The 22,274-nt window shown below is 72.1% G+C and carries 21 protein-coding genes; 13 read left to right on the top strand and 8 right to left on the bottom strand.

The annotated features are described in order from the left end of the window. Window positions 1-22: 22 nt before the first annotated feature. Entirely contained in the window at window positions 23-496 is a 474-nt protein-coding gene (locus tag AAH991_RS30900) for an SPW repeat protein (protein ID WP_346229450.1), read from the bottom strand. Window positions 497-684: 188 nt separating this feature from the next. Between AAH991_RS30900 and AAH991_RS30895 the strand changes: the two genes are divergently transcribed. Next, complete coding sequence (locus AAH991_RS30895; RefSeq protein WP_346229449.1) at window positions 685-879, top strand: CsbD family protein; 195 nt, start codon at window positions 685-687, stop codon at window positions 877-879. A 340-nt stretch (window positions 880-1,219) separates the two neighbouring features. Here AAH991_RS30895 and AAH991_RS30890 read toward each other — a convergent pair whose 3' ends face one another. The 7 genes from AAH991_RS30890 to AAH991_RS30860 all read right to left on the bottom strand — a co-directional run bounded on the left by AAH991_RS30890 (window position 1,220) and on the right by AAH991_RS30860 (window position 9,072). Next, window positions 1,220-1,345 carry a hypothetical protein gene (locus tag AAH991_RS30890; protein ID WP_346229448.1) on the bottom strand — a complete coding sequence of 42 codons (126 nt, stop codon included), beginning with the start codon at window positions 1,343-1,345 and terminating at the stop codon, window positions 1,220-1,222. 269 nt (window positions 1,346-1,614) lie between these two features. Then, window positions 1,615-3,003 (bottom strand): alpha/beta hydrolase family protein, encoded by a 1,389-nt coding sequence (locus AAH991_RS30885; protein WP_346229447.1) that lies wholly within the window; start codon window positions 3,001-3,003, stop codon window positions 1,615-1,617. Further along, window positions 3,003-3,917: an alpha/beta hydrolase family protein gene (locus AAH991_RS30880; protein ID WP_346229446.1), complete on the bottom strand. Its 915-nt coding sequence runs from the start codon at window positions 3,915-3,917 to the stop codon at window positions 3,003-3,005. Before AAH991_RS30880 ends, AAH991_RS30885 begins: the two co-directional genes overlap by 1 nt. Window positions 3,918-4,420: 503 nt before the next feature. After that, the gene (locus tag AAH991_RS30875) at window positions 4,421-5,626 is read right to left on the bottom strand and encodes a cytochrome P450 (RefSeq protein ID WP_346229445.1); all 1,206 of its coding nucleotides are present in this window, start codon (window positions 5,624-5,626) and stop codon (window positions 4,421-4,423) included. 39 nt (window positions 5,627-5,665) lie between these two features. Beyond that, window positions 5,666-7,312 carry a phosphonate ABC transporter, permease protein PhnE gene (gene phnE / locus AAH991_RS30870; RefSeq protein ID WP_346229444.1) on the bottom strand — a complete coding sequence of 549 codons (1,647 nt, stop codon included), beginning with the start codon at window positions 7,310-7,312 and terminating at the stop codon, window positions 5,666-5,668. Beyond that, window positions 7,305-8,087 carry a phosphonate ABC transporter ATP-binding protein gene (locus AAH991_RS30865; protein WP_346229443.1) on the bottom strand — a complete coding sequence of 261 codons (783 nt, stop codon included), beginning with the start codon at window positions 8,085-8,087 and terminating at the stop codon, window positions 7,305-7,307. The genes phnE and AAH991_RS30865 overlap by 8 nt, the downstream gene beginning before the upstream one ends. Beyond that, entirely contained in the window at window positions 8,080-9,072 is a 993-nt protein-coding gene (locus AAH991_RS30860) for a phosphate/phosphite/phosphonate ABC transporter substrate-binding protein (RefSeq protein WP_346229442.1), read from the bottom strand. The genes AAH991_RS30865 and AAH991_RS30860 overlap by 8 nt, the downstream gene beginning before the upstream one ends. Window positions 9,073-9,289: 217 nt before the next feature. Here AAH991_RS30860 and AAH991_RS30855 point away from each other — a divergent pair, with 217 nt between their 5' ends. The 12 genes from AAH991_RS30855 to AAH991_RS30800 form a co-directional block, all read left to right on the top strand. Beyond that, a complete protein-coding gene (locus tag AAH991_RS30855) occupies window positions 9,290-10,666 on the top strand; it encodes an alpha/beta hydrolase (RefSeq protein WP_346229441.1) in 1,377 nt (458 codons plus the stop codon). 181 nt (window positions 10,667-10,847) lie between these two features. After that, window positions 10,848-11,870 carry a PaaX family transcriptional regulator gene (locus AAH991_RS30850; RefSeq protein ID WP_346229440.1) on the top strand — a complete coding sequence of 341 codons (1,023 nt, stop codon included), beginning with the start codon at window positions 10,848-10,850 and terminating at the stop codon, window positions 11,868-11,870. Window positions 11,871-11,987: 117 nt separating this feature from the next. Continuing rightward, on the top strand, window positions 11,988-12,911 hold the full coding sequence (locus AAH991_RS30845) for a PaaX family transcriptional regulator (RefSeq protein WP_346229439.1): 924 nt from the start codon (window positions 11,988-11,990) through the stop codon (window positions 12,909-12,911). Between the two features lie 149 nt (window positions 12,912-13,060). Next, complete coding sequence (locus tag AAH991_RS30840) at window positions 13,061-13,954, top strand: transporter substrate-binding domain-containing protein (RefSeq protein WP_346229438.1); 894 nt, start codon at window positions 13,061-13,063, stop codon at window positions 13,952-13,954. Next, entirely contained in the window at window positions 13,951-14,826 is an 876-nt protein-coding gene (locus AAH991_RS30835) for an amino acid ABC transporter permease (RefSeq protein WP_346229437.1), read from the top strand. Before AAH991_RS30840 ends, AAH991_RS30835 begins: the two co-directional genes overlap by 4 nt. After that, entirely contained in the window at window positions 14,823-15,641 is an 819-nt protein-coding gene (locus AAH991_RS30830) for an amino acid ABC transporter ATP-binding protein (protein WP_346229436.1), read from the top strand. Before AAH991_RS30835 ends, AAH991_RS30830 begins: the two co-directional genes overlap by 4 nt. Beyond that, entirely contained in the window at window positions 15,638-16,759 is a 1,122-nt protein-coding gene (locus AAH991_RS30825; RefSeq protein WP_346229435.1) for a CapA family protein, read from the top strand. The genes AAH991_RS30830 and AAH991_RS30825 overlap by 4 nt, the downstream gene beginning before the upstream one ends. Then, entirely contained in the window at window positions 16,752-17,990 is a 1,239-nt protein-coding gene (locus AAH991_RS30820; protein WP_346229434.1) for a CaiB/BaiF CoA transferase family protein, read from the top strand. Before AAH991_RS30825 ends, AAH991_RS30820 begins: the two co-directional genes overlap by 8 nt. A gap of 1 nt (window position 17,991) precedes the next feature. Beyond that, a complete protein-coding gene (locus tag AAH991_RS30815; protein ID WP_346229433.1) occupies window positions 17,992-19,104 on the top strand; it encodes a 2-hydroxyacyl-CoA dehydratase in 1,113 nt (370 codons plus the stop codon). Continuing rightward, window positions 19,092-20,339, top strand: a complete 1,248-nt coding sequence (locus AAH991_RS30810; protein ID WP_346229432.1) for a 2-hydroxyacyl-CoA dehydratase — start codon at window positions 19,092-19,094, stop codon at window positions 20,337-20,339. Before AAH991_RS30815 ends, AAH991_RS30810 begins: the two co-directional genes overlap by 13 nt. A 131-nt stretch (window positions 20,340-20,470) precedes the next feature. After that, window positions 20,471-21,397 (top strand): SDR family oxidoreductase, encoded by a 927-nt coding sequence (locus AAH991_RS30805; protein WP_346229431.1) that lies wholly within the window; start codon window positions 20,471-20,473, stop codon window positions 21,395-21,397. Between the two features lie 10 nt (window positions 21,398-21,407). Beyond that, on the top strand, window positions 21,408-22,274 hold an 867-nt coding region (locus tag AAH991_RS30800; protein ID WP_346229503.1), incomplete at its 3' end, for an amidohydrolase family protein.

Genomic DNA, 22,274 nt, shown 5'->3' with positions numbered 1-22,274 from the left:
CCGCCGTTCGGCCGGGGTCCGGTCAGTGGGCCGGTCCCATGTGCGGCGTCCCAGTGCGGAAGCCGCCGGGCTGCCCGCGCTGCATCATGGCGAACCGCATCGTCGCCAGACCGAGAAGCAGGATGAGCGCGCCGACGACCACGTTGCTGATGATCGTCGCAGTGGTCGCCATGCCTCCCCGGATCACCCAGGGGGCGATGATGGTCCAGATACCGAGCAGCGGGGCGACCCAGGAGAGTCCGTAGGTGCGCCCGAACGCCGAGCTGTACGCCATCGCCAGGAGTGCTACGGCGAGACCCGTGACCAGGTTGTTCACCGCGAGCGGAGTCCGCGTGCCGCTGAATCCGAGGATCCACGGCGAGAGCGCTAGATACAGGCCGCTCAGAAGCGTGAGACCGTCGGCGAGCTGTGCCGCCGGATTCGCCGCGGCGGCTTCGTAGCGGGCGCGCATCTGCATGATGTCGGGATGCGTCCCGATGTCGGCACCGTGTGCCATACGTCACACCACCCTTCAGAGGTGTGTGCTTTAGTCCTTATTCCTAGCGTACGCCCGGTTCGTCACATCTTCCCGTTTTGGAGGGATTGGGGTTGCGGAGGCGGGTGCGACACGCCGGGTCGCGTTTAGCCACTTCACCAGGGGAAAGAGGGAGTTCGTCAGCTTCTGGAACCGAGAGGAGCGTCCGGATGAGCACCGAGGACAAGTTCCGCAACAAGTCGGAAGAGGTCACCGGCAAGGCCAAGGAGGGGCTCGGCAGGGTCACCGACGACGAGAGCCTGGAGGCCGAGGGCCGCGCCGATCAGTCCAAGAGCCACATGAAGCAGGCCGGCGAGAAGGTGAAGGACGCCGCCGGCAAGGTGAAGGACGCTTTCAAGGACTGACCCCGGAGAGACGATCTCGCACGAGGTGACAGGCCACGCCGGGCCCGGGTGAACGGGCGGTGGCCGTCGCCGGGGGACGAGGGAGCCGCCGAGCCGGGCGTGATCGCCCGGCGCTCCCGTCCCCGTGAGGGTGGGGGAGTAGCCGGTCCCGAGCGGGGCCGGCTTTCGCGTTCACGGCGCTGCCCGGGAGCGTCCCGCGGCCCTCACGGCGGAGGGACTCCTCGGAGCCCGATCGCAGGGCCGGGCGGCCGGAGAACCGGCAACCCGGAGAATCGGCGCTCGCGGGAGCCGCGGTGCCGGGCCGGCGGCGCCGGCCCGCGAAGGACGGACGTCCCGCCGGTCAGGCCGCGTGCGGCAGCGTGACGCGGAAGGTCGACGTCACAAGAGCCTGGAAGAGACGCACGAGCAGCGCTTCCAGGACCATGATGGCCGCCCGGGAGAGTACGGCGGCGAGGAACTCAGTCACTTGACACCTCGGTAGGACAAATCGGCTTCTAGGGAAGAATGACGCATAAACCTCCCAGAACGGCGTAGTTAAGGTTACCGTTCGGTGAACGATCGGTGACCGTTGCGGGTACACGCCCTGATCATGCGTCCCCTGCCGTGTCTGCTGCGGTTTCTCCTGCCGTGTCTCCTGCCGTGTCTCCTGCCATGTCTCCTGCCGTGTCTCCTGCCGTGTCCCCGGGCGACGGCGCCGGCCGCTGCCCGGTCCGGCCGGGCAGCGGCTCGTGCGGCTCAGCCGGGATAGGGGCGGTTGAACCGGGGCGGGGTGAACGAGACGTACCGAGGAGCGGGGTCGGCCGCAAGCGCCGCCGCGCGGGCGTTCATCGCCGGGGCGGACGTCGCGGGCCAGCGACCGCTCCGCAGCCGGTCGAACATCGTGTCGAGCGCCGCCTCCTGCTCCGCCGGGGAGAAGTCGCAGTGGCCGACGGTCTGCGTGTACGTCTGGCGCAGCAGGGAGTTCGCTCCCGCCCGGCGCACGTTCTCCTCGTACGACTGCTGCTGGGCGACGGTGGAGATCTGGTCACCGGTGCCGGACAGGGTCAGGACGGGGATCCGCAGGTCACCCTTGAGGACGATCCCGCGCGAGAAGCGCTTGACGGCGTCCGGGTCCGCCGCGATGCGGGGCGCGGCGGCCAGGGTCTTCAGGTCGGCCGAGAGGGCCAGACCCGCCGCCCCGTAGAGGTCGCGGACGGCGCGCCGGAGGGCGGGATCGGCCAGGCTCAACTGCTTCTCGTAGTCGACGCCGGTGTTCCAGGACGGGTTCCCGCCGACCACGTCCATGATCTGGCGCCGGCTGCTCATGGCCTGGCCGATGTAGGGCAGGGGCCCGCCGGCGAGCGCGAGGTAGGCGCCCTGCTGCAGCGCGGCGGCGTCCCCGCTGTCCGGAGGCGGCGGCACGGACCCGTCGGGGTTGCGTCCCCAGGCCGGCAACTGGCCGATCGCGGCGGCCAGCGCGATCCGGGCCCGTCCCTCCGGTGTCCGCTGCGCCGCGGCCAGGGCGTCGATCCACGCCTTCCTGGCCGATTCGATGTCGGCGGGGATGTCGACGACCGGCAGCCCGGGTGCGACCAGGCGCTCGAGCACGAAGACCGTGTCGAGCTTCTGGTTCCACTGGCCGACCGACCCGCCGAGGCCCCCGCACATCGGGACGGCGGCGTCGAAGGCGCCGGGGTGGACCTGGGCGACGCCGGCGGCGACGAAGCCGCCCATCGAGGTCCCGGAGGCGACGGCCTTGCGGGCCGGGCCGTAGGCCTGCTCGAAACGGGCCAGCGCCTCGGCCTGGTTGTCGATGGCGGACCGGATGTTCCAGCCGGTGATCGCCCGGCTCGTTCCGCCGCGGGCCACGCCGTCGGCCAGCAGGCGCGCGGTCAGGGGCTCGCTCCGGCCCGGGCCGGCGAAGTCGAGGGCGACCACCACGGTGCCGTTCCAGTGGGCCGGGACGACGAACTCGTACGGCGTGCCGTCCTCGAGGGTGCCGCTGATGCAGGTCGGGCGGGCGGGGGAGTCCGGCAGGCAGGGCGTGCCACCGGGGTGTCCGGCGGGGGCGGCAGCGGCGGCGGTTCCGCCTCCGGCGACGGCCGCCAGCGCGGCGGCCAGGCACGCGGTCACTTTACGGCGCATCACAGCGACAGCCCCTTCGACTCGACCGTCCAGCCGTTCTCTCCGCACAGCCCGCAGTCCGGGCCGACGAAGCGCGCCCCGGCGGTCCGGTCTCCGCGCAGGACGTAGTCGAACCAGTCCGCGGCCACCTGCCAGCCCTTGGTGGCCTCGAGACCCGCGATCAGGCCGGTGTGGCCGGCCGCGGGGTCGCTGACCAGGGCGGCGGGGACGTCGAGCAGGGCGTAGTTGTCGATGCTGTTCTGGTAGGCGACGTCGTCGGGACCACCGTTCACGAGCAGAGTCGGGGTGTGCAGGCCGGCGAGACGGTCGCGCCCGTAGCCGCCGAAGGCCGGGTCCGCGAAGTATCCGGTGTTGAAGCCGGCCACCGCGTCGACGATGGGGTCGGTCCCGGCGGCGAGGGCCTCGACGCCGCCGCAGCTGTGGCCGAGCACGCCGACCCGCGTCGTGTCCGCACGCCCGTCGAACTGCTTGCGAGCCTGCTTCGACTCCGTGGCCCAGTGCGCGGCCGCGAGGAGCGCCTCGGGGTGCGCGATCGTGTTCTCGGGGGTGTTGGGGACGGGGAACTCGTCCAGCCCGCCGTTGGCCACGACGATGTATCCCTGCGAGGCCAGGCCGGTCAGGAACGTGATCCCTTCCAGGTTGCTCGCCGCGCAGGCGCCGTTGCCGTAGACGATCACGGGCAGGCTGCCCTTCCGCAGCGCCTTGAGATCGGCCGGGCGGTAGACGGTGTGCCCGGGCAGCCCTTCGGCGGCCTCGCGGACCGTGGGCAGGATGGTGATGGCGCCGGCCGCGGGAGGCTTCGGCGGTGGCGGCTTCTGGGGGGACGAGGCCGCGGCAGCGCCGGAGCCGGCGAGGACGACCGCCCCCACGGTCGCCGCCAGCAGGGTCCGCGCGGTCATGGAGCGGGCAAGCACGTTGCGATTCCTCCACGGTTGATGGACGGGCAGGGGGTGTTGGCTCGGGGCCCGACGAGGTCCGCGAATGGCCGGTGGGGCGCCTGGCAGCTGTTGAGACTCATATAGCAGTCGCCAACGCAGACGATCGTTCAGTGTTCTGTCATCAATGTCAATCCCCTGATCGCCGTGGTGATTCTGCGGCGAGGTGACCGGTACGTGCTCCGGATGCGGTGCGGCATGTAGGCGCGAATCGCACGGCCGACCACAATCAAGCAGGTGGAGCTGGGCCGCGGTCATGCGGCGGGAGATCTCCGGGCCGCCTGCCGCGGTGGGTGGTGTGCCCGATGCGAGGCCTGACAGGCGACATCGACATGACGCCAGTGGTGGTAAACGTCATTCTGATCGCGTCGACTTCGACGCCGGGGGCGCGGCGCATCGAGGCGGCGGCCGTGCCGGACGGACGCCGACGGCCGGTGCCGCCCTTGGCGGTTCCGGCGGCTCCGACGGCCCGGACGAGGGGGTCAGCGGCGGGGGACGAGGCGCAGCGGCGCCGACCGGGGGCCGAACTCCAGCCAGTTGAACATCTCCACCTCGCCGTCCGGTTCGACGCGGGAGGTGGCGGCGAGCAGTTCGCCGAGCGCGGCCGTCATCTCCAGCCGGGCCATCGCCGCGCCGGGACAGCGGTGCGCGCCCCGGCCGAACGCGAGGTGCCGGTTGGGCCGCCGCTCCAGGTCGAGCCGGTCCGCGTCGTCGAACACCGCCTCGTCCCGGTTCGCCGAGGGGAAGATCATCGTGATCGCCTCACCGGCGCGCACCGTGCGCCCGCCCAGCTCCACGTCCCTCGTGGCGGTGCGGGCGAACACCCGGTAGGGGGCGTACAGCCGCAGCAGCTCCTCGATCGCCGCGGGCAGCAGCCCGGGGTCGGCGCGCAGCCGGTCCTGGAGCCCGGGGTCGCGGGACAGGTGGACGGCCGCGCTGCCCAGCACGGCGTGCGGCGCCCCGATGCCGGCCACGATGGTCTGCCGCACGGTGGCCACGACCAGGTCGTACGGGATCGGCCGCGCCGGGTCGGCGGAGGCCCGCAGCAGGCTGGTCACCAGGTCCTCGTCGGGGTCGCGGGGGCCGGCCCGGCGGTCCTCGACGATGGCCCGGGCGATCGCGTAGAGCTCCTCGCCGGCCGCCATGACCCCGGCCCGGTCCATCTCCTGGATGGCGAAGCTGTACTCGACGCCGATCCGGCGGATCTCCAGCACCTCGTCGACCGGCAGGCCGAGGAAGAGCGCGAAGCACTGCGCCGCGTACGGCAGCGCGAACTCCTGGGAGTAGTCGCCGCCGCCGCGGGCCAGCAGCGGCCCCAGCAGCTCGCGTGCCGCCTCCGCGAAGGCCGGTTCGAGGCGCCGGACCACAGCGCGGCGCAGCACCCGGTCCATCGGAGCGCGGTAGATCGCATGCTCGGGCGGGTCGAAGTGCAGCGGCGGCCGCCGCTGGGCGCGCGGCACGTGCGGGACGACGTTCTGCACCGCGGTGCTGAACGTCTCGCTGTCCCGGGCCACCCGCACCACGTCCGCGTAGCGGGTGGCGGCCCAGAAGCCGCCGAAGGCGTCGCTCCACGGCACCGGGCAGCGTCGCCGCAGGTCGGCGTAGACCTCGTGGGAGCTGTCGAAGGTCTCCGGCGCGGTGGGGTCCCAGTCGGAGGCGCGCTCGCGGCCGTCGCCGGTGGTGGTCATGGTGGAATCCCTTTCCCTTCCCGTCATGGGCCCGCCCGCTCACAGCAGGTGCCTGCGCGCGACCCGGGCGAGCGTCTCGATGGCGTACACGACGACGGCGATCGCGATGACGATCGCGGCGGTGGTGTCGTAGCGCAGCGTGGCGATCGACTCCTGCATCAGGTAGCCGACGCCGCCCGCGCCGGCGATGCCGAGCACGACCGACTCGCGCAGCGCCAGGTCGGCCACGAACAGGCCGTTGCCGGTGAACGACGGCACGAACTGCGGCCAGATCCCGGCGGCGAACGCCTGCCATCGGCGGGCTCCGACCGAGGTCAGCGCCTCGTGCGGCAGCGGGTCGAGCTGCTCCAGGGAGTCGGCGAAGAACTTGGCCGCCAGCGCGGTGGAGGAGATCCACAGCGCCAGGAAACCGGCGAACGGGCCGAGCCCCAGCGCGGCCACGAACAGCAGGGCGTACACGAGGTCGGGGATGCCCCGGACCACCACCAGCAGCACCCTGACCACGGTGGACAGCGGGTGCCAGGGGGTGGTGTTGACGGCGGTGAGCAGGGCCAGCACCAGCCCGCAGGCGGCGCCCACCGAGGCGGCGCCCAGCGCCATGAGCAGGCTTTCCAGCACCGCCATGAGCAGGTGGCCGGAGAACGCGGGCGGCCACATGCCGGCGAGTACGCTCCGCAGGTTCGGCCAGGCGCCGGACAGCCGGCCCGGATCGGGGTCCAGGGACCACAGCGACACCAGGAAGACCACCCCGGTGACGACCGCGCCGGACACCCGCAGCACCCGGCCGCGGTCCCAGCCGACGTCGTGCGGAGCGCGCCCCGCGGGCAGTGCGGCCGTGCCCGTGGAGTCCCCGGCGGACCGGTGGGCCGTACGCCGGCGGACCGCCACCGACAGCAGCTCCAGCAGCAGCACCAGGACGACGATCACGCAGATGATCCCCGCCGCCCGGTGGTAGTTGAGGCTGCCCAGCGCGGTCTGCAGCGCCACACCGATGCCGCCGGCCCCGACGACGCCGAGCACGGCCGACGCCCGGATGTTGATGTCGAGGCGGTGGAGCACGATGCCGGTCAGCGCCGGGAACACGCGGGGCAGCACGGTGGAGACGGCCACCTGCACCTCCCCGGCCCCGCACGCGCGGGCCGCCTCGGCGGGGACGGGGTCGGCCTCCTCGACGGCGTCGGCCAGCAGCTTGGCGATCATGCCCACCGAGTGCACGGCGACGGCGAGCGCGCCGGCCGGCGGGCCCAGGCCGAAGATCCGCACGAACAGGATCGCGAAGGCCAGCGTCGGCACGGCCCGGGTCAGCACGACGACCACCCGGGCGGCCGGCCGCAGCCAGCGGGGTCCGCGGTGGGTGCGCGCGGCGACGAAGGCCAGCGGCACCGAGGCCAGCACCGCCAGGCCGGTGCCCGCGACCGCGATGAGCAGCGTCTCGGCGATCATCCAGGCGACGTCGCCGGCGCCGGGCAGGTCCGGTGGCCACATCCGGCGCAGCAGCCGCACGGTGTCGTCCAGCCCGGCGGCGAGCGAGGAGGGGGACAGGCCGATCCACCAGAACGTCAGCCAGGTGACGGCCACGGCCGCGACGAGCAGCCCCGCCGCGACGAGGGCGCGGGCGCTCCCCGGCGGCCGCAGCGGACCGGGGTCCGCCGCCGCAGGAGCCCGCGTGGGAGTGGTGCTAACCATCGCGGGCCCCGGCCGTGTCGTAGATCTCCCGCAGCCGCTCGGCGGTGAGACCGGCGGCCGGCTCGTCCAGCACCAGCCGGCCGCCGCGCAGCGCCACGACCCGGTCGGCGGTGGCGAGCGCGAGCTCCATCTGATGCAGGCTGCACACCACGGAGATGCCGTCCTCGGCGCTGATCCGTTTGAGGATCTCGAGCACCAGCACGCTCGCCGCCGGGTCGAGCGAGGCGACCGGCTCGTCGGCGAGGATCAGCTCGGGGCTCTGCAACAGGGTCCGGGCCACCGCGACCCGCTGCTGCTGCCCGCCGGAGAGCGTGTCGCAGCGCTGGAACCGCCGGTCCGCCAGCCCGACCCGGTCCAGGTGCTCCACGGCGCGGATCCGCAGCGCGCGCGGGTAGCTCATCACCCCGTATCTGGGCAGCCGCAGGGTGGCCAGCGATCCCATCAGCACGTTCTCCAGTGCGGACAGCCGCCCGACGAGGCCGAACTGCTGGAAGACGAACCCGACCCTGGCGCGCAGGGCGCGCAGCCGGCTCCGGGAGCAGGCGGCCGGGTTCTCACCGAGGGTGCGCACGGTGCCGCTGTCCGGCAGGTGCATGCCGTTGACCAGCCGCAGCAGCGTGGACTTGCCGGCCCCGGAAGGGCCGACCAGGGCGACGAACTGGCCCTGCGGGACGTCCAGTGAGACGCCGTCGAGGACGGTGGTGCCGTGGAAGCCCTTGCCGACCTCCGACAACCGCAGCACGGGGTCGCCGATCACGGCGGGTTCCTCAGCCACCGGACGTGCAGACCTCGGCCTTGGTGATCTCGCAGATGCGCGCGATCGGCTGGTAGGTGGCGTCCGTGGCCTTGACGAACGTCCAGGCGGTGGAGGTGCCGAGGGTGCAGGCCGAGGCGCCGGCGTACTGGCCCCAGTTCTTCGGCCCCTTGATCTCGCTGCCCTTGCACAGCCCGGCGGAGGCGGCGCCGGTGGCGGTCAGGCCGGTCACCGTTTTGGAGATCTTGTCGCGGACGTCCTGCGGCAGCCAGGAGCCGACCACGACCGGCGGCCCGGGGATCAGCGGCGAGGTCCACACCTTGGTGACCTGCCCCGGCTTGAGCTGGCCGCGGGCCGGCAGCAGTTGGTCGATGAACACGTCGCCGACGAAGGCGATGTCGCAGTCGCCGGCCAGCAGCGAGGCGACCGCCGTGTCGTGCCCGTGGGTGAACACCGTCTTGACGTCCTTGTCCACATCGACGCCGGCTTCCCGCAGCGAGGCGAGGGGCTGCAGATAGCCGGTGGTGGAACCGGGGTCGGTGAAGCAGACGTCCTTGCCGGAGACGTCCTTGAGCGAGGTGATGCTCTTGTCGTCGCCGCGGGTCACCCCGTAGGCGTAGGCGCCGGGCTCGCCGCCCGGAGCGGCCAGCGGGACGGCCACGGGCTCGACGTCGGCGCGGCTGCGGGCCAGGTAGTAGCTGAAAGCCCCGTAGACGGCGATGTCCACCCGCTTGGCGACCTGCGCCTCGACGACGGCGGCGTTGCTGGTGACGGCCTGGAACCGCACCGGGACGCCGAGGTCCTTCCGCAGCGCGGAGACTATCGGGGCGAACGACGCCTCGAGGTTGTCGCTCTGCTCCGACGGAATGGCGGCGAAGACCAGCTCATCGGGCCGGCCATCGTCAGCGGACGCGCCGCGGGTACTGCCGGGGCCGGCACCACAGGCGGACAGGAGTGCGATCGCGGCACCCGCCGCGACGACGCCCAGCGCTGGGTTTCGGGACATCGAGGCTCCTCACATGCAGGTGGTCGGGCCAAAGTAAGCACGCCCCAGAGCATTGTCAACACTTCTGTGACGACCGTAGGATTTCTGCCGAACATAATTGGCGGCGATAATTCGACGAGCGTCCTTCGAACTGTTGCGTGTTCTGCCTCGCAGCAGCTGCCCACCCATGGAGGCGGACATCAATCCCCGTTCAGTGATCAATCGGGCGAGCCGGGCCGTGACGGTGCTCACGGCAGCGGCTCTCGCGCTCACCCTCCCACCGGCCGCCGGTCTGCCCCACGCCTCGGCGGCGTCCGGCCAGGCCGGTCCGATCAGCGTCACGGGTGTCCACCCGAGCGGCGCCACCTACGCGATCGAGGTCCCGCGCGACTGGAACGGCACCGTGCTGACGTTCAGCCCGGGCTACGGCGAGGGCGCCGGACCGCAGCACCTGCCGGCCGACCTCGGCGGCGACACCGCCGCGCGAAGCTGGTTGCTGGCCCACGGGTACGCCCTGGCCGGCACCCGGCCCTACGGGGGCGGCTGGGCCGTCGAGGAGACCCTGCGGGCCTCCGCCGACACGCTCGCCGAGTTCGCCGAGGTCGCGGGGGAGCCCAGGGTCACCCTGGCCTGGGGTGGTTCGATGGGCGGCGCCATCGCGGCCGGCCTGGCCGAACGCCGGCCCGATCTGATCGACGGCGCGCTGCCGTACTGCGCCTCGGTCGCCGGACCGGTGGCGATGCTCAACCAGTCGCTCGACGCGGCCTTCGCGTTCAAGACGCTGCTCGCCCCCGATGACGACGCGGTGAAGCTCGTCCGGCTGGCCTCGGCCGACGAGGAGACGCGGAGCACGACGGCCGCCCGCGCCGTGCTCGACGCCGCCCAGCGGACTCCGGCCGGCCGGGCGCGCATCGCCCTGGCCGCGTCCTTCGCCCAGGTCTCCACCTGGTCGGTGCCCGGCACCGCCGAGCCGGCGGCGCACGACTGGGCGGGGCAGCAGGCCCAGGAGTACGCGGCGTTCATGGCGACCGTCTTCTCTCCCCGTCATCCGCTGGAACAACGGGCGGGCGGGAACTTCTCCTGGAACACGGGCGTGGACTACCGCCGGCAACTGCGGGAGTCCGGGCGGACGAAGCAGGTGCGCGCCCTCTACGACAGCGCGGGGCTGGACCTCGACGCCGACCTCGACGCCCTGGCGGCGGCGCCGCGCGTCTCCGCCGACCCCGGCGCCGTCGCCTACATGGAGGACTACTTCACCCCGCGCGGCTCGCTCGCCGTCCCCGTCCTGACGATGCACGAGCGCGGCGACAACTACCCCACCGTCACCCAGGCCCGCGCCTACTCCGACGTGGTGCGGCGCGCCGGGAGCGGCGCGATGCTGCGCCAGGCGTTCGTCGACCGGCCCGGCCACTGCCGCTACACCGGAGCCGAGTTCGTCGCCGCGGTGCAGGTGCTGAGGAACCGGGTCATCACCGGCCACTGGACGGACGCCGAGGCCCATCAGCTCGACAAGCTGGCCGCACGCCTGGCCGCGAAGAACCCGGAGCTGGGCGCCGCGGAGTTCGTCCGCTACACCCCCGGCCGCTTCCTGCGTCCCCACGTCCCCCCGCGGTGAAGGGCGAGGAGGCGGCCCACGGATCGCCGTCCCGGCGCCGCCGGACCGCGGCCGAGGTCGCCGGGAAGAGTCCGGACGCGGGCGAAGTGACGTAAAATCCACGCAGGTCGAGCCTGGTGAGCGGCGCCCGCGTCCGGGCCGTGGCCACCTCGGGCACCTACACCGGCTGAGGAGTCTGACGATGGAGGGACGCCGGGTCGCCGCGTCGCCGGAACCCGGCTCCCTGCCCAGGGCTCGGCAAGGAGCGGAACCCCAGCGGCTGCTGACCACCCTGCTGGGCGACTACTGGTTCTGGCGGCAGGAGCACATCCCGTCGGCGGCGCTGGTCCGGCTGCTGGAGGAGTTCGGCATCACCGCGACCAGCGCCCGCGCCGCCCTGCGGCGGGTCGCCTCGCGTGGGCTGCTGGTCAGTTCCCGCAACGGCCGCACCACCGCGTACGGACTGCCGCCCCGGGCGTACGACGTGATCGTGGCGCACATGCGCCGGCTGCTGACGTTCGGCGCCACCACGCCGGACTGGGACGGGCAGTGGACGGTCGTCACGTTCTCGGTGCCGGAGGACCAGCGGGAGACCCGCCGCGCGCTCCGCGACGGGCTGCGCCTGCTGCACTTCGGCATGGTCTTCGACGCGGTGTGGGTGTCCCCGCACGACAAGACGGACGACGTCGTCGCGCTCGTGCGAAGGCTGGGCGTGCGCGGGGCGGCCGTGTTCCGGGCCCGCGAGGTCGCCGCGGGCGACCTCGACCCGGTGCCGGACCGTGCCTTCGACGTCGCCGGGCTGCGCGAACGCTACCTGCGCTTCATCGATGCGCACCGGCCGGTCGCCGAGCGGCTGGCGGTGTCCGGCCCGCGCCCCGCCACGGCGCTGCGGCTGCGAACCGCGATCATGACCGATTGGCGGGTGTTCCCCACGCTCGACCCCGATCTTCCCGCCGAGCTGCTCCCCGCCGGCTGGCCGCGCGACGAGGCCAGGCGGTTGTGCGTGCGGATCTACGACTCGCTCGGGGAACCGGCGGAGCGGCGGTTCCGCGAGATCCTCGCGGAGTTCGACCCGGAGCTGGCCGGGCTGGCAGCGCACCACACCTTCGCGCAGGTCTCCGCCCTGGAGTCGCCGGCGACTCGCCGGCACACGAGCTTCGACGAGACGACGGACCGCGAGCGCCTGGATCTCCTCGCCGGAGGCGATGCGGGCCGTGGCGCGTGATCGTCCTCGCCTCGGTTCGAGGACCGTGGACATCCGTTCCGGGCGGCTCCATGTCGCTCGAAAGCATGACATTCTGATAACGAGCGCGCGCTCAAGCGTTGTCCATATACTCCTGTTGTGAATGATGGTGAAAGGTCCGAGGCAGAGGACCTCGACTTCCCGCGCTTCCAGGTGGGCGCACCCCCGCAACACCTGATCACGACGCTTCTCGGGGACTACTGGATCAGCCGGCCTGAGCAGCTGCCGTCCGCGGCCCTGGTGCGGCTGACCGAGGAGTTCGGCGTCTCCGCCGTGGCGGCCCGGGCCGCGCTCAGCCGCCTGACCAAGCGGGATCTGCTGGAGTCGTCCAAGGTCGGGCGGCGTACCTACTATCGCCTGACGGATCGGGCCGCCGCCGTGATGCTGGAAGGGCGGCAGCGGATCATGTCCTTCGGCCTGGAGCAGGGCGCGTGGGACGGGCAATGGGTGATGGCGGCGTTCTCCATCTCCGAGGAGCAGCGCGACCTGCGCCACGCGCTGCGCGCCCGGCTGCGCTGGCTCGGCTTCGCCCCGCTCTACGACGGGTTGTGGGTCTCGCCGACCGCGAACGCCGACAGCGCGGCGGCGGTGCTGGCCGAGATGGAGATCCCCATGTCGACGATCTTCCGCGCCGAGGCACTCGATCTGCCGGGCATGCGCGCCCCCCGGGAGGCCTGGGACTTCGATCAGCTCCGGCGCACCTACGAGGAGTTCGTGGCGCAGCACTCACCTCTTCTGGAGCGCGTCCGCAGGGGCGTGGTCGGCGCGTCCGAGGCGCTGGTGGCGCGTACGGGGATCATGGACACCTGGCGGACGTTCCCCAACCACGACCCCGATCTGCCCGCGGAGCTGCTGCCCGCCGACTGGCCGCGTGCGGCGGCCCGGAATCTGTTCGTGGAGATCTACGACACCCTCGGGCCGCTCGCCGAGTTCCGCGTCAAGCAGATCGTCGCGGAGTTCGAACCCGGGCTGGCCGAGCTGGTCGCCCATCACCGGACCAGCTCCATCCTCGCGCTCACCTGACCGCTCCCCAGCGACGGGGCGGCGCTCCGGCCGCCCCGCACGTCTCCGCTGCACAACCGCCTCTTGACAGGTGTGCATCCCTAGGTGTGACACTTATCTCCACGACCGCAAAGTTAAATGCAGCATTACCTGGTCGCGGAAGGACCACCATGAGAATGCCCAGGACCATCCTCGCGGGTGCGGCGGCTTTGGCCCTCGCCAGTGTCGCAGCCTGCGGCGGAGGTGACGGTGAGACGGAGCGGCCGGCCGGCGCGACGGCTCTGTACGACGCCCTGCCCGACAGCATCAAGGAAGCGGGCGTCATCCGATTTGCCGGGGATTCCCACCCGCCCTATCGGATCGTCGCCAACGATGGCAAGACCGTCACGGGCATCGACAAGGAGTTGCAGGACGCCCTCGGCAAGGTGCTCGGGGTCCGCACCGAGATCTCGATCGTCAGCGGTCTGCCCGCGGCGCTGTCCGGCATGCTCGCCTCCCGATACGACGCCTTCAACGGTCCGGTCAAGGACAGCGCCGAGCGTGAGAAGCAGTTCGACGCGCTCGTGTGGATGGTCACCCGGACCTCCTACCTGATCCCCAAGGCCGGGTCCTCGGCCATCAAGAGCTCGGACGACCTCTGCGGCAAGCGCGTCGCCGGCACCGCCGGCAGCATCGTGGAGGACCAGGCCAAGCGCCTGACCGAATGGTGCGCCAAGCAGGGCAAGCCGGCCATGGAGTTCATCGGCTTCGCCGACACGAACGGCACCATCCTCGCCGCCAAGTCCGGCCGCGCCGACGCCGCCGGCATGACCGAGAGCGCCGCGCTCGACGTGCTCTCCAAGGAGAAGGACGCCTTCACGTACGTCACGCAGACCGAGGAGCAGGGCGCCGGCGTCGACCAGCTGGCGATGCTCGTGCCCAAGTCCAGCGGGCTCGGCCCGGTCATGCTCGACGCGTTCAAGGAGATCTTCAAGAACGGCGAGTACAAGAAGATCATGGACAAGTACGGGCTCCAGAAGGTGGCGGTGCCGGAGCCCAAGATGAACACCGCGGCGACGCAATGAGCGTGGCACCACAGACGATGGCACCACAGGCCGGGGCGCCACAGGCCGTGGACGTCGCCGCCGCCCGTCCGCGCATCCGCCCCCTTCGCTGGGTGGCCGGAGCCGTGCTGCTCGTGCTCGTGGCGCAGTTCGCCTGGTTCGTCGTCACCAACCCGAAGTTCGGATGGCCGGTGGTCGGCAGGTACCTGTTCGACCCGAACATCCTGCGCGGCCTGGGCACGTCGCTGCTGCTCACCGTCATCGCGATGGTGCTGGGCAGCGTTCTCGGGGTGCTCCTCGAGGTGGGCAGGATGAGCGGCTTCCGGCCGGTGGTCTGGGCGTGCACCGTCTACGTCACGGTCTTCCGCAGCATCCCGCCCCTGGTCCAGCTGATCTTCTGGTTCAACCTGAGCTACCTGCTGCCGCGGATCTCGTTGGGCGTGCCGTTCGGCCCGACCTTCGTCTCGTGGCCGACCAACTCCGTGATCAGCTCGCTGACCGCGGCCATCATCGGGCTCACCCTGCACGAGGCCGCGTACATGGCCGAGATCGTCAGGGCCGGCATCACGGCGGTGGACGGCGGCCAGCGCGACGCGGCCCGGGCGATGGGATTCACCGCCAGGCAGAGCTTCGTCAAGGTCGTGCTCCCGCAGGCGATGCGCGTGATCGTCCCGCCCACCGGCAGCCAGTTCATCACCGTGCTCAAGGGCACCTCGCTGGTCAGCGTGATCGCGATGACCGACCTGCTGTACTCGGTGCAGGTGATCTACAACAGGACCTACGAGGTCGTGCCGCTGCTGATCGTCGCGTGCGCCTGGTACCTGGTGGTGGTCGTCGGCCTCTCGCTCGGCCAGCGGCGCCTGGAGCGGCACTTCGGAAAGGGGCAGCGGTGAGCGACACGCCGGTCCTGCGCGTCCGTGACGTGCGCAAGCGGTTCGGCGACCACGCGGCGCTCGACGGGGTGAGCCTGGACGTGCACGAGGGCGAGGTCGTCACCGTGATCGGCCCGTCCGGCTCGGGAAAGTCCACGCTGGCCCGGTGCGTCCACCAGTTGGAGAGCATCGACGGCGGGGCCATGTACCTCGACGGGGAGCTGCTCGGCTACGAGTTCCACCGGGGCCACCTGCGTCCCCTGCCGGACCGGCGGGTGGCCGCGCAGCGCAGCCGCATGGGCATGGTCTTCCAGCAGTTCAACCTGTTCGCGCACTGGACCGTGCTGCGCAACGTCATCGAGGCGCAGGTGGTGATCCACGGCCGGAGGCCGGAGGAGGCGCGGCGGGAGGCACTGCGGCTGCTGGAGCGGGTGGGGCTCGCCGACAAGGCGGACGCCCATCCCCGGATGCTCTCGGGAGGCCAGCAGCAGCGCGTCGCCATCGCCAGGGCCCTGGCCACCGACCCGCGCATCATGCTCTTCGACGAGCCCACCAGCGCGCTGGATCCCGAGCTGGTGGACGAGGTGCTGAGCGTCGTGCTCGACCTGGCCCGCGGCGGCATGACCATGATCATCGTGACGCACGAGATGAGCTTCGCGCGTGAGGTGGCCGATCGGTGCGTCTTCATGGAGAAGGGACAGATCGTCGAGACGGGAACGCCCGAGGAGATCTTCGACAACCCCGCCTCGCCCCGCCTGAGAGCCTTCCTGTCGCGCTTCTCCGGGCGCGCGGCGCAGACCCCCGACGAACGTATGCAGGAGGAGACCAGCTCTTGAGCTTCACGGTAATGGCCGTCGGCGACCTCGTCGTCGACGAGCCCGACCCCGCGTCCTTCTTCGCCCCGGCCCGGGAGACGCTGGGCCGGGGCGATGTGGTGATCGGCCACATCGAGGTGCCCCACAGCACGTCCACCGCCCAGGTCAGCACCGACGTCCCCGCTCCGCCCGCCGATCCCGCGGCGCTCGCCGCGGTCGCGGACGCCGGCTTCCACGTCGTGACGCTCGCGGGCAACCACGTCTACGACGTCGGCGACCAGGGGGTGGCCGACACGATCAAGTACGCGACCGAGGCCGGTCTGATCACCGCGGGCGCAGGCATGACCCTCGAGGAGGCCCGCCGTCCCGCCGTGGTGGAGCGCGACGGCCTGCGGGTAGGGGTGCTCAGCTACAACTGCGTCGGCCCCCGCGAGTCGTGGGCGACCAGCCGCAAGCCCGGCTGCGCGTACGTCAAGGTGCTGACCCACTACGAACTCGACCATGCCAGCCCCGGCGGGCCGCCCGCCGTCTACACCTTCGCCGACCCCGCCTCCCTGGAGCGGATGGCCGAGGACGTGGCGGCCCTGGCCGCCGAGGCCGACATCGTGACGGTGTCGATGCACAAGGGCGTCGGGCACACGCCCGCCGTGCTGGCGATGTACGAGCGGCCCGTCGCGCACGCCGCGATCGACGCCGGCGCGCACGCCGTGTTCGCCCACCACGCCCACATCATGCGCGGCGTCGAGATGTACCGCGGCAGGCCGATCTACCACGGCCTGGGCAATTTCGTGACCGTCACCCACGCGTTGACGCCCACCACGGGCGACGCGGGCGAACGGGCCGAGTGGGCGCGCCGCAGAGTCGAGCTGTACGGCTTCGCGCCCGACCCCGGCATGCCGTACTACCCCTTCCACCCCGAGAGCCGGAACACCGCGATCGCGGTCTGCCGGTTCGACCGGGACGGCCTCGTCTCGGCGGGCCTCGTGCCCTGCTGGATCGACGGCGCGGGCCGTCCGGTGCCGCTCGGCGACGACGAGGAGGGGCGGCGGGTCGTGTCGTACATCGAGCACATCACCCGGCAGGCGGGTCTGAAGACGGAGTTCCACTGGGAGGGAAACGAGGTGGTGCTGCGTGACTGACCGTCCGCTCGCCGGCCGCACGGTGATCGATCTGACCACCGCACTGTCCGGGCCGTACGCGACTCTGCTGCTGGCCGGGCTCGGCGCCCGCGTGATCAAGGTGGAGAACCCGCTGACCGGCGGCGACAGCTCCCGCAACAACGCCCCCTATCTCGGCGCGGACGGGCTGACGCTGGCGCGCCAGGGGGACGACGACATGTCCGTGTCGATGCTCCTGCGGGGCCGCAACAAGCAGAGCGTCACGCTCAACCTCAAGCACCCCAAGGCCCGCGACATCCTGGCCGGTCTGGTCAGGGAGGCGGACATCATGATCGACAACTACAGCGCCGGCGTCACGGCGCGGCTCGGCATCGGGCACGACTGGGCCAGTGCGATCAACCCGCGCATCGTCTGCACGTCGATCAGCGGCTTCGGCGCGCAGGGCGGTCCCGGCTCGGGCAAGGCGATGGACACCATCGTCCAGGCGCTCAGCGGCGTGATGATGACCGCGGGCGCGCCCGGTGAGCCGCCGGTCCGCTTCGGGCTGCCGGTGGGCGACCTGGTCGCGCCGCTGTACGCGGTGATCGGCACGCTCGCCGCGGTGCTGCGGGCCGACGCGACCGGCCAGGGCCAGCACGTGGACGTGTCCATGCTGGGGGCGCTGACCTCGCTGGTGGCGTGCGAGCCGTTCGACGCCTACGAGAAGCTGGGCCTGCCCATGCGCACGGGGACGACCGTGCCCAGGCTGGCGCCGTTCGGAACGTTCCCGGCCGCGGACGGCTGGTTCGCGCTGTGCGGCCCCACCGACGCGTTCGCCCGCGGCCTGTTCACGGCGATGGGACGCGACGATCTGGCCGCGGACCCGCGCTTCGCCACGCGGGACGCGCGCGTGGCCAACGCCGCAGAGCTGCACGAGCTGGTGGCCTCGTGGGCGGGGGACCGCCCGCTCGCCGTGGTCCTCGATCTGCTCGCCCGCCACGGGGTCCCCGCGGCCGAGGTGCGCGAGCCCGGCGACGCCGTGCGCGACCCGCTCGTGCTGGAGCGCGAGGAGGTCGTGCCGCTGGAGCATCCGAGTCACGGCCGCCAGGGGGACCTGTACGGGACCGGGGTGCCGATCCGCTTCTCCGCTTCGGAGGCGGGGCTCGATCGCCCGGCGCCCGGCCTCGGCGAGCACAACGCCGAGATCTACGGCGGCCTGCTCGGCTACTCCGACGACGAGCTCAAGGCACTGGCCGAGGAGGGGGTGATCTGAGATGCCCACGGCACTTGCCGCGCTGGAGGAGGCGTACGCCCGGCGCGGCGCACCCCGCCCCCCGGCCTCCCCGGCCGCCTCGAAGGGCCCGGCCGGCGACCGGACGCCGGTCGTCGGCTACGTCGGGGCGGACGTGCCCGTCGAACTGCTGACCGCGGCGGGGGTCCGCGCGGTCCGGCTCACCGGCGACCCGGACTCCGGCTCCGAGCTCGGCGACCGCTACCTGGGCCGCGGGGTGGACCCGGCGGCCCGCTCGGTGCTCACCCGGCTGCTCGCCGGGTCCTTCGGCGACCTGGACCGCATCGTGGTCTCGCACGACTGCGAGGCGTCCCTGCGGCTGTTCTACGCGCTGCGCGAGCTGCGCCGCGTCGAGCCGGGCACGGGACTGCCCGAGGTGTACCTCGTGGACATCCTGCACCTGCCGCACCGCACGACCGCGCGGTACAACCGCCGCAGGATCGGCGAGTTCGCGGCCAGACTCGAGGCCTGGACCGGCCGCCCCCTCGACCTGGCCGGGGCGGTGGCGGCGCACGACGAGCGGCGCCGGCTGCTGGCCGCCGTCGCCGAGCTGCGCCGGGCCGTGCCCGCCCGCCTGACGGGACGGCAGTTCCTCGCGGTGGCGGGCGCGGCCCTGCCCGTGGACGAGCACATCGCGCTGCTGGAACGGCTGCTGGCCGAGGCGGGACAGCTCCCGGAACACGCCGGGCGGCGCGTCTTCCTGAGCGGCAGCGACCACGACACGCCGCACGTGTACGAGGCCGTCGAGTCCGAGGGCTACGTGATCGTCGGCGAGGACCACTCCTTCGGCGACCTCTTCCTCAGGGAGCCGGTCGGCGCGGCGGGCCTGGACGCGCTGGCCGAGCACTACCACCACAGCGGCCCGACCGCCCACCGGGCCACGGTGAGCGAGCGCGCCGCCCACGCGGCGCGGGCCGTACGGGACTGCCGGGCCGAGCTCTTCGTCGCCTATTCCAGAATCGGCGACGAGGCCCCGGCCTGGGACTTCCCGGCGCAGCGCGCGGCGCTCGACATCCCCGCCGTGCTGCTGGAGCGCCAGGACTACGGGCGTGCCGACCTGACCGCCCTGCGGAAGGAACACCCATGCGCAGTGTGAAATCCCTCGCCACGGCGGCCGAGGCGGGCAGGCACCAGCGCGAATGGTTCGCCGACCTGCGGCGGCGGGTCGCCGCCGGAGAGCCGTTCGCCCTGCTGAACGCGGACGTCCCGCACGAGATCTTCCGCACGATGGACATCCCGTACGCCGTCAGCCAGTGGTGGGCGTCCCTGGTGGCCGCCAAGCAGCGTTCGGGGCACTACCTGGAGCTGGTGCGGCAGCGCGGCTACCCCGACTACTCCGAGCAGTACAACTCGGTCACCCTCGGCTCCGCGTTCGATCCGGAACCGGAGGCGGGCCCGTGGGGCGGCCTGCCGAAGCCGGACATCGTCGTCGGTGACGCCACCGGTGACATCACCCGCAAGGTCTTCGACATCTGGGGGCACGAGCCCGGGGTCACCTTCTACCCGCTGGAGAGCGCCGCCGAGAACGAGGTCCCCGCCAACTGGTGGGAGCTGATGCCGCACCGCTGGGAGCAGGCCGTGGGCCCGGCCAGGCTGGACCTGCTCACCGCGGAGCTGGAGAACCTCGTCAGGTTCCTGGAGACCACCACCGGCAGGCGGTTCAGCGAGTCCCGCTTCCGCGAGGTGATGGCCCTGGTCAACGAGCAGGAGGAGTGGAACAGGAAGACCCGCGACCTCATCGCCCGCACCCGGCCCGCGCCGCTCGGCGTCGTCGACAGCATCCCCAGCGTCATGCTCCCGCAATGGCACCGCGGCACCGAGTGGGCCAGGGACATCGCCAGGCGCTTCTACGAGGAGGTGCGCGAGCGGGTCGACACGGGCCGGGCCGCGTGCCCGGACGAGCGGGCCCGGCTGATGTGGATCGGCCGGGGCCTCTGGTACGACATGGGCTTCTACCAACGCTTCCAGGACGAGTACGGCGCGGTGTTCGTCTGGTCGATGTACCTGGCCATCGCCGCCGACGGGTACATCCGCTACGGCGACGACCCCATGAGAGCGCTGGCGGCACGCTTCGCCGCCTTCGGCGACCAGCTCTACACCCCGCCGTGGTCGAGCGAGTGGTACGTGAAGGAGGCCCGCCTGCACGGCATCGACGGCGTGGTCCACCTGGTCTCCGACGACCCCCGCGGCAGCTATTTCACCGCCAGGGCGCTGGAGGCGGCCGGCTTCCCGGTGATCGAGATCCACGCCGACAACGTCGACGCCCGCACCTTCGGCGACGAGGTCGTCAAGCGCATCGGTCAGTGGCTGGAGAACGTCGTCCTGGCCTGACCTCGGTCGTTCACCGGCTCCGCTTCGCCGCGCGGGATCAGTGTCGCGTTCACGTTGGGCAAATCTTTGACGGTCGTCACAAGAGTGTCTTATATTCCGAATCAATCGCCGTACAACTCAGGGGGAATCCCATGGATCTTTCCGGCAAGGTCGCCGTCGTCACAGGTGCGGGCCGAGGGCTCGGCCGCGCGTACGCCGAGGCACTGGCCGCGTCCGGAGCGGCGGTGGTCGTCAACGACGTGGACGCCGAGGCGGCGGCGCAGGTCGTCGAGGCCATCACCGCCGGCGGCGGCACCGCGCGGAGCGTCGTCGCCCCGGTCGGCTCCGCCGAGGTGGCCGACCGGCTGGTCGACACGGCCGTGAAGGAGTTCGGCCGGCTCGACGTGATGGTGACCAACGCGGGCATCCTGCGCGACCGGGTGCTGTGGAAGATGTCGGACGACGACTTCGACGCGGTGATCGACGTGCACCTGCGCGGCACGTTCACCTGCGCGCGGGCGGCGGCGATCCGGATGCGTGAGCAGGGGACCGGTGGCCGGCTGATCCTGATCTCGTCGCCGGCGGGCCAGCGCGGGAACTTCGGGCAGACCAACTACGCGGCGGCCAAGGCCGGCATCGTGGCGATGGCCAGGACCTGGGCGATGGAGCTGGCCAGGGCGAACATCACGGTGAACGCGGTCGTCCCGGTGGCGGCCACGGAGATGACCAAGACGATTCCCGTGTTCGCGCCGATCATCGAGGAGTCCGAGCGGACCGGGACGCCCTTCCCCGAGTGGCTGCGCAAGGACGAGGGGCTGGGCACGGTCGAGGACGTGGCGGGGCTCGTCGTGTTCCTCGCCTCGGACGCCTCCGCGGGGGTGACCGGCCAGGCGATCGGGATCGGCGGCGACCGCCTCGCGCTGTGGTCGCATCCCGGCGAGAAGGCCGTCGCGTTCGCCGACGGCGGCTGGACGGCCGAGAGCATCGCCGCCTCCTGGCAGTCGGGCGTCGGCGCCGAGCCGGAGACGTACGGCATCCCCGCGCCCAAGGCCCCGGCCTCGGACGCGCAGGGGGCCTGACATGGCCGCCATGAACGTCGCCGATCTGGTCGCGATCGACGTCCACACCCACGCCGAGATCTCCAAGGACGGGCACGGCTCGCTGAGCCCCGAGCTGTTCGGCGCCTCGGAGGACTACTTCAAGGCCCACGGGCACCGCCAGCCCACGATCCCGGAGATGGCCGCGTACTACCGGGAGCGGAAGATGGCCGCGGTGGTGTTCACCGTGGACGCCGAGCACGCCACCGGGCACCCGCGCATCTCCAACGAGGAGGTGGCGGACAGCTGCGCCGAGCACGCCGACGTGCTGATCCCGTTCGCCAGCGTCGATCCGTGGAAGGGCCGCGCGGGCGCGCGCGAGGCGCGGCGGCTGGTCGAGGAGCACGGCGTGCGCGGGTTCAAGTTCCACCCGAGCATCCAGGGCATCGCCCCCAACGACCCCGTGGCGTACCCGCTGTACGAGGCGATCGAGGAGCTGGGCGTCCCGGCGCTGTTCCACACCGGCCAGACCGGCATCGGCGCGGGCGTCCCCGGCGGGGGCGGCATCCGGCTCAAGTACGGCAATCCCATGCTGGTGGACGACGTGGCCGTGGACTTCCCCGAGCTGCGGATCATCCTGGCCCATCCGTCGTTCCCCTGGCAGGACGAGGCGCTGGCGGTCGCCACGCACAAGCCGTACGTCTACATCGACCTGTCGGGCTGGTCGCCGAAGTACTTCCCGCCGCAGCTCGTGCGGTACGCCAACACGCTGCTGAAGGACAAGGTGCTCTTCGGCTCCGACTACCCCGTGATCACGCCGGACCGCTGGCTCGCCGACTTCGACAAGCTCGAGATCAAGCCCGAGGTCCGCCCCAAGATTCTGAAGGACAACGCCGTGCGCCTGCTCGGGCTCGGCACG

The sequence above is a fragment of the Microbispora sp. ZYX-F-249 genome (genome assembly GCF_039649665.1).
GTDB classification, from domain to species: Bacteria; Actinomycetota; Actinomycetes; order Streptosporangiales; family Streptosporangiaceae; genus Microbispora; species Microbispora maris.
The sequence above is the reverse complement of the archived record's forward strand: the minus strand, read 5'-3'. Positions and strand labels throughout refer to the sequence as shown.

What these genes read in the sequence shown, in the direction of transcription:
- AAH991_RS30900 (WP_346229450.1), bottom strand. Translation starts at nt 496, where the DNA reads ATGGCACACGGTGCCGACATCGGGACGCATCCCGACATCATGCAGATG.
- AAH991_RS30895 (WP_346229449.1), top strand. Translation starts at nt 685, where the DNA reads ATGAGCACCGAGGACAAGTTCCGCAACAAGTCGGAAGAGGTCACCGGC.
- AAH991_RS30885 (WP_346229447.1), bottom strand. Translation starts at nt 3,003, where the DNA reads ATGCGCCGTAAAGTGACCGCGTGCCTGGCCGCCGCGCTGGCGGCCGTC.
- AAH991_RS30875 (WP_346229445.1), bottom strand. Translation starts at nt 5,626, where the DNA reads ATGACCACCACCGGCGACGGCCGCGAGCGCGCCTCCGACTGGGACCCC.
- phnE (WP_346229444.1), bottom strand. Translation starts at nt 7,312, where the DNA reads ATGGTTAGCACCACTCCCACGCGGGCTCCTGCGGCGGCGGACCCCGGT.
- AAH991_RS30860 (WP_346229442.1), bottom strand. Translation starts at nt 9,072, where the DNA reads ATGTCCCGAAACCCAGCGCTGGGCGTCGTCGCGGCGGGTGCCGCGATC.
- AAH991_RS30850 (WP_346229440.1), top strand. Translation starts at nt 10,848, where the DNA reads ATGGAGGGACGCCGGGTCGCCGCGTCGCCGGAACCCGGCTCCCTGCCC.
- AAH991_RS30840 (WP_346229438.1), top strand. Translation starts at nt 13,061, where the DNA reads ATGAGAATGCCCAGGACCATCCTCGCGGGTGCGGCGGCTTTGGCCCTC.
- AAH991_RS30835 (WP_346229437.1), top strand. Translation starts at nt 13,951, where the DNA reads ATGAGCGTGGCACCACAGACGATGGCACCACAGGCCGGGGCGCCACAG.
- AAH991_RS30815 (WP_346229433.1), top strand. Translation starts at nt 17,992, where the DNA reads ATGCCCACGGCACTTGCCGCGCTGGAGGAGGCGTACGCCCGGCGCGGC.
- AAH991_RS30810 (WP_346229432.1), top strand. Translation starts at nt 19,092, where the DNA reads ATGCGCAGTGTGAAATCCCTCGCCACGGCGGCCGAGGCGGGCAGGCAC.
- AAH991_RS30805 (WP_346229431.1), top strand. Translation starts at nt 20,471, where the DNA reads ATGGATCTTTCCGGCAAGGTCGCCGTCGTCACAGGTGCGGGCCGAGGG.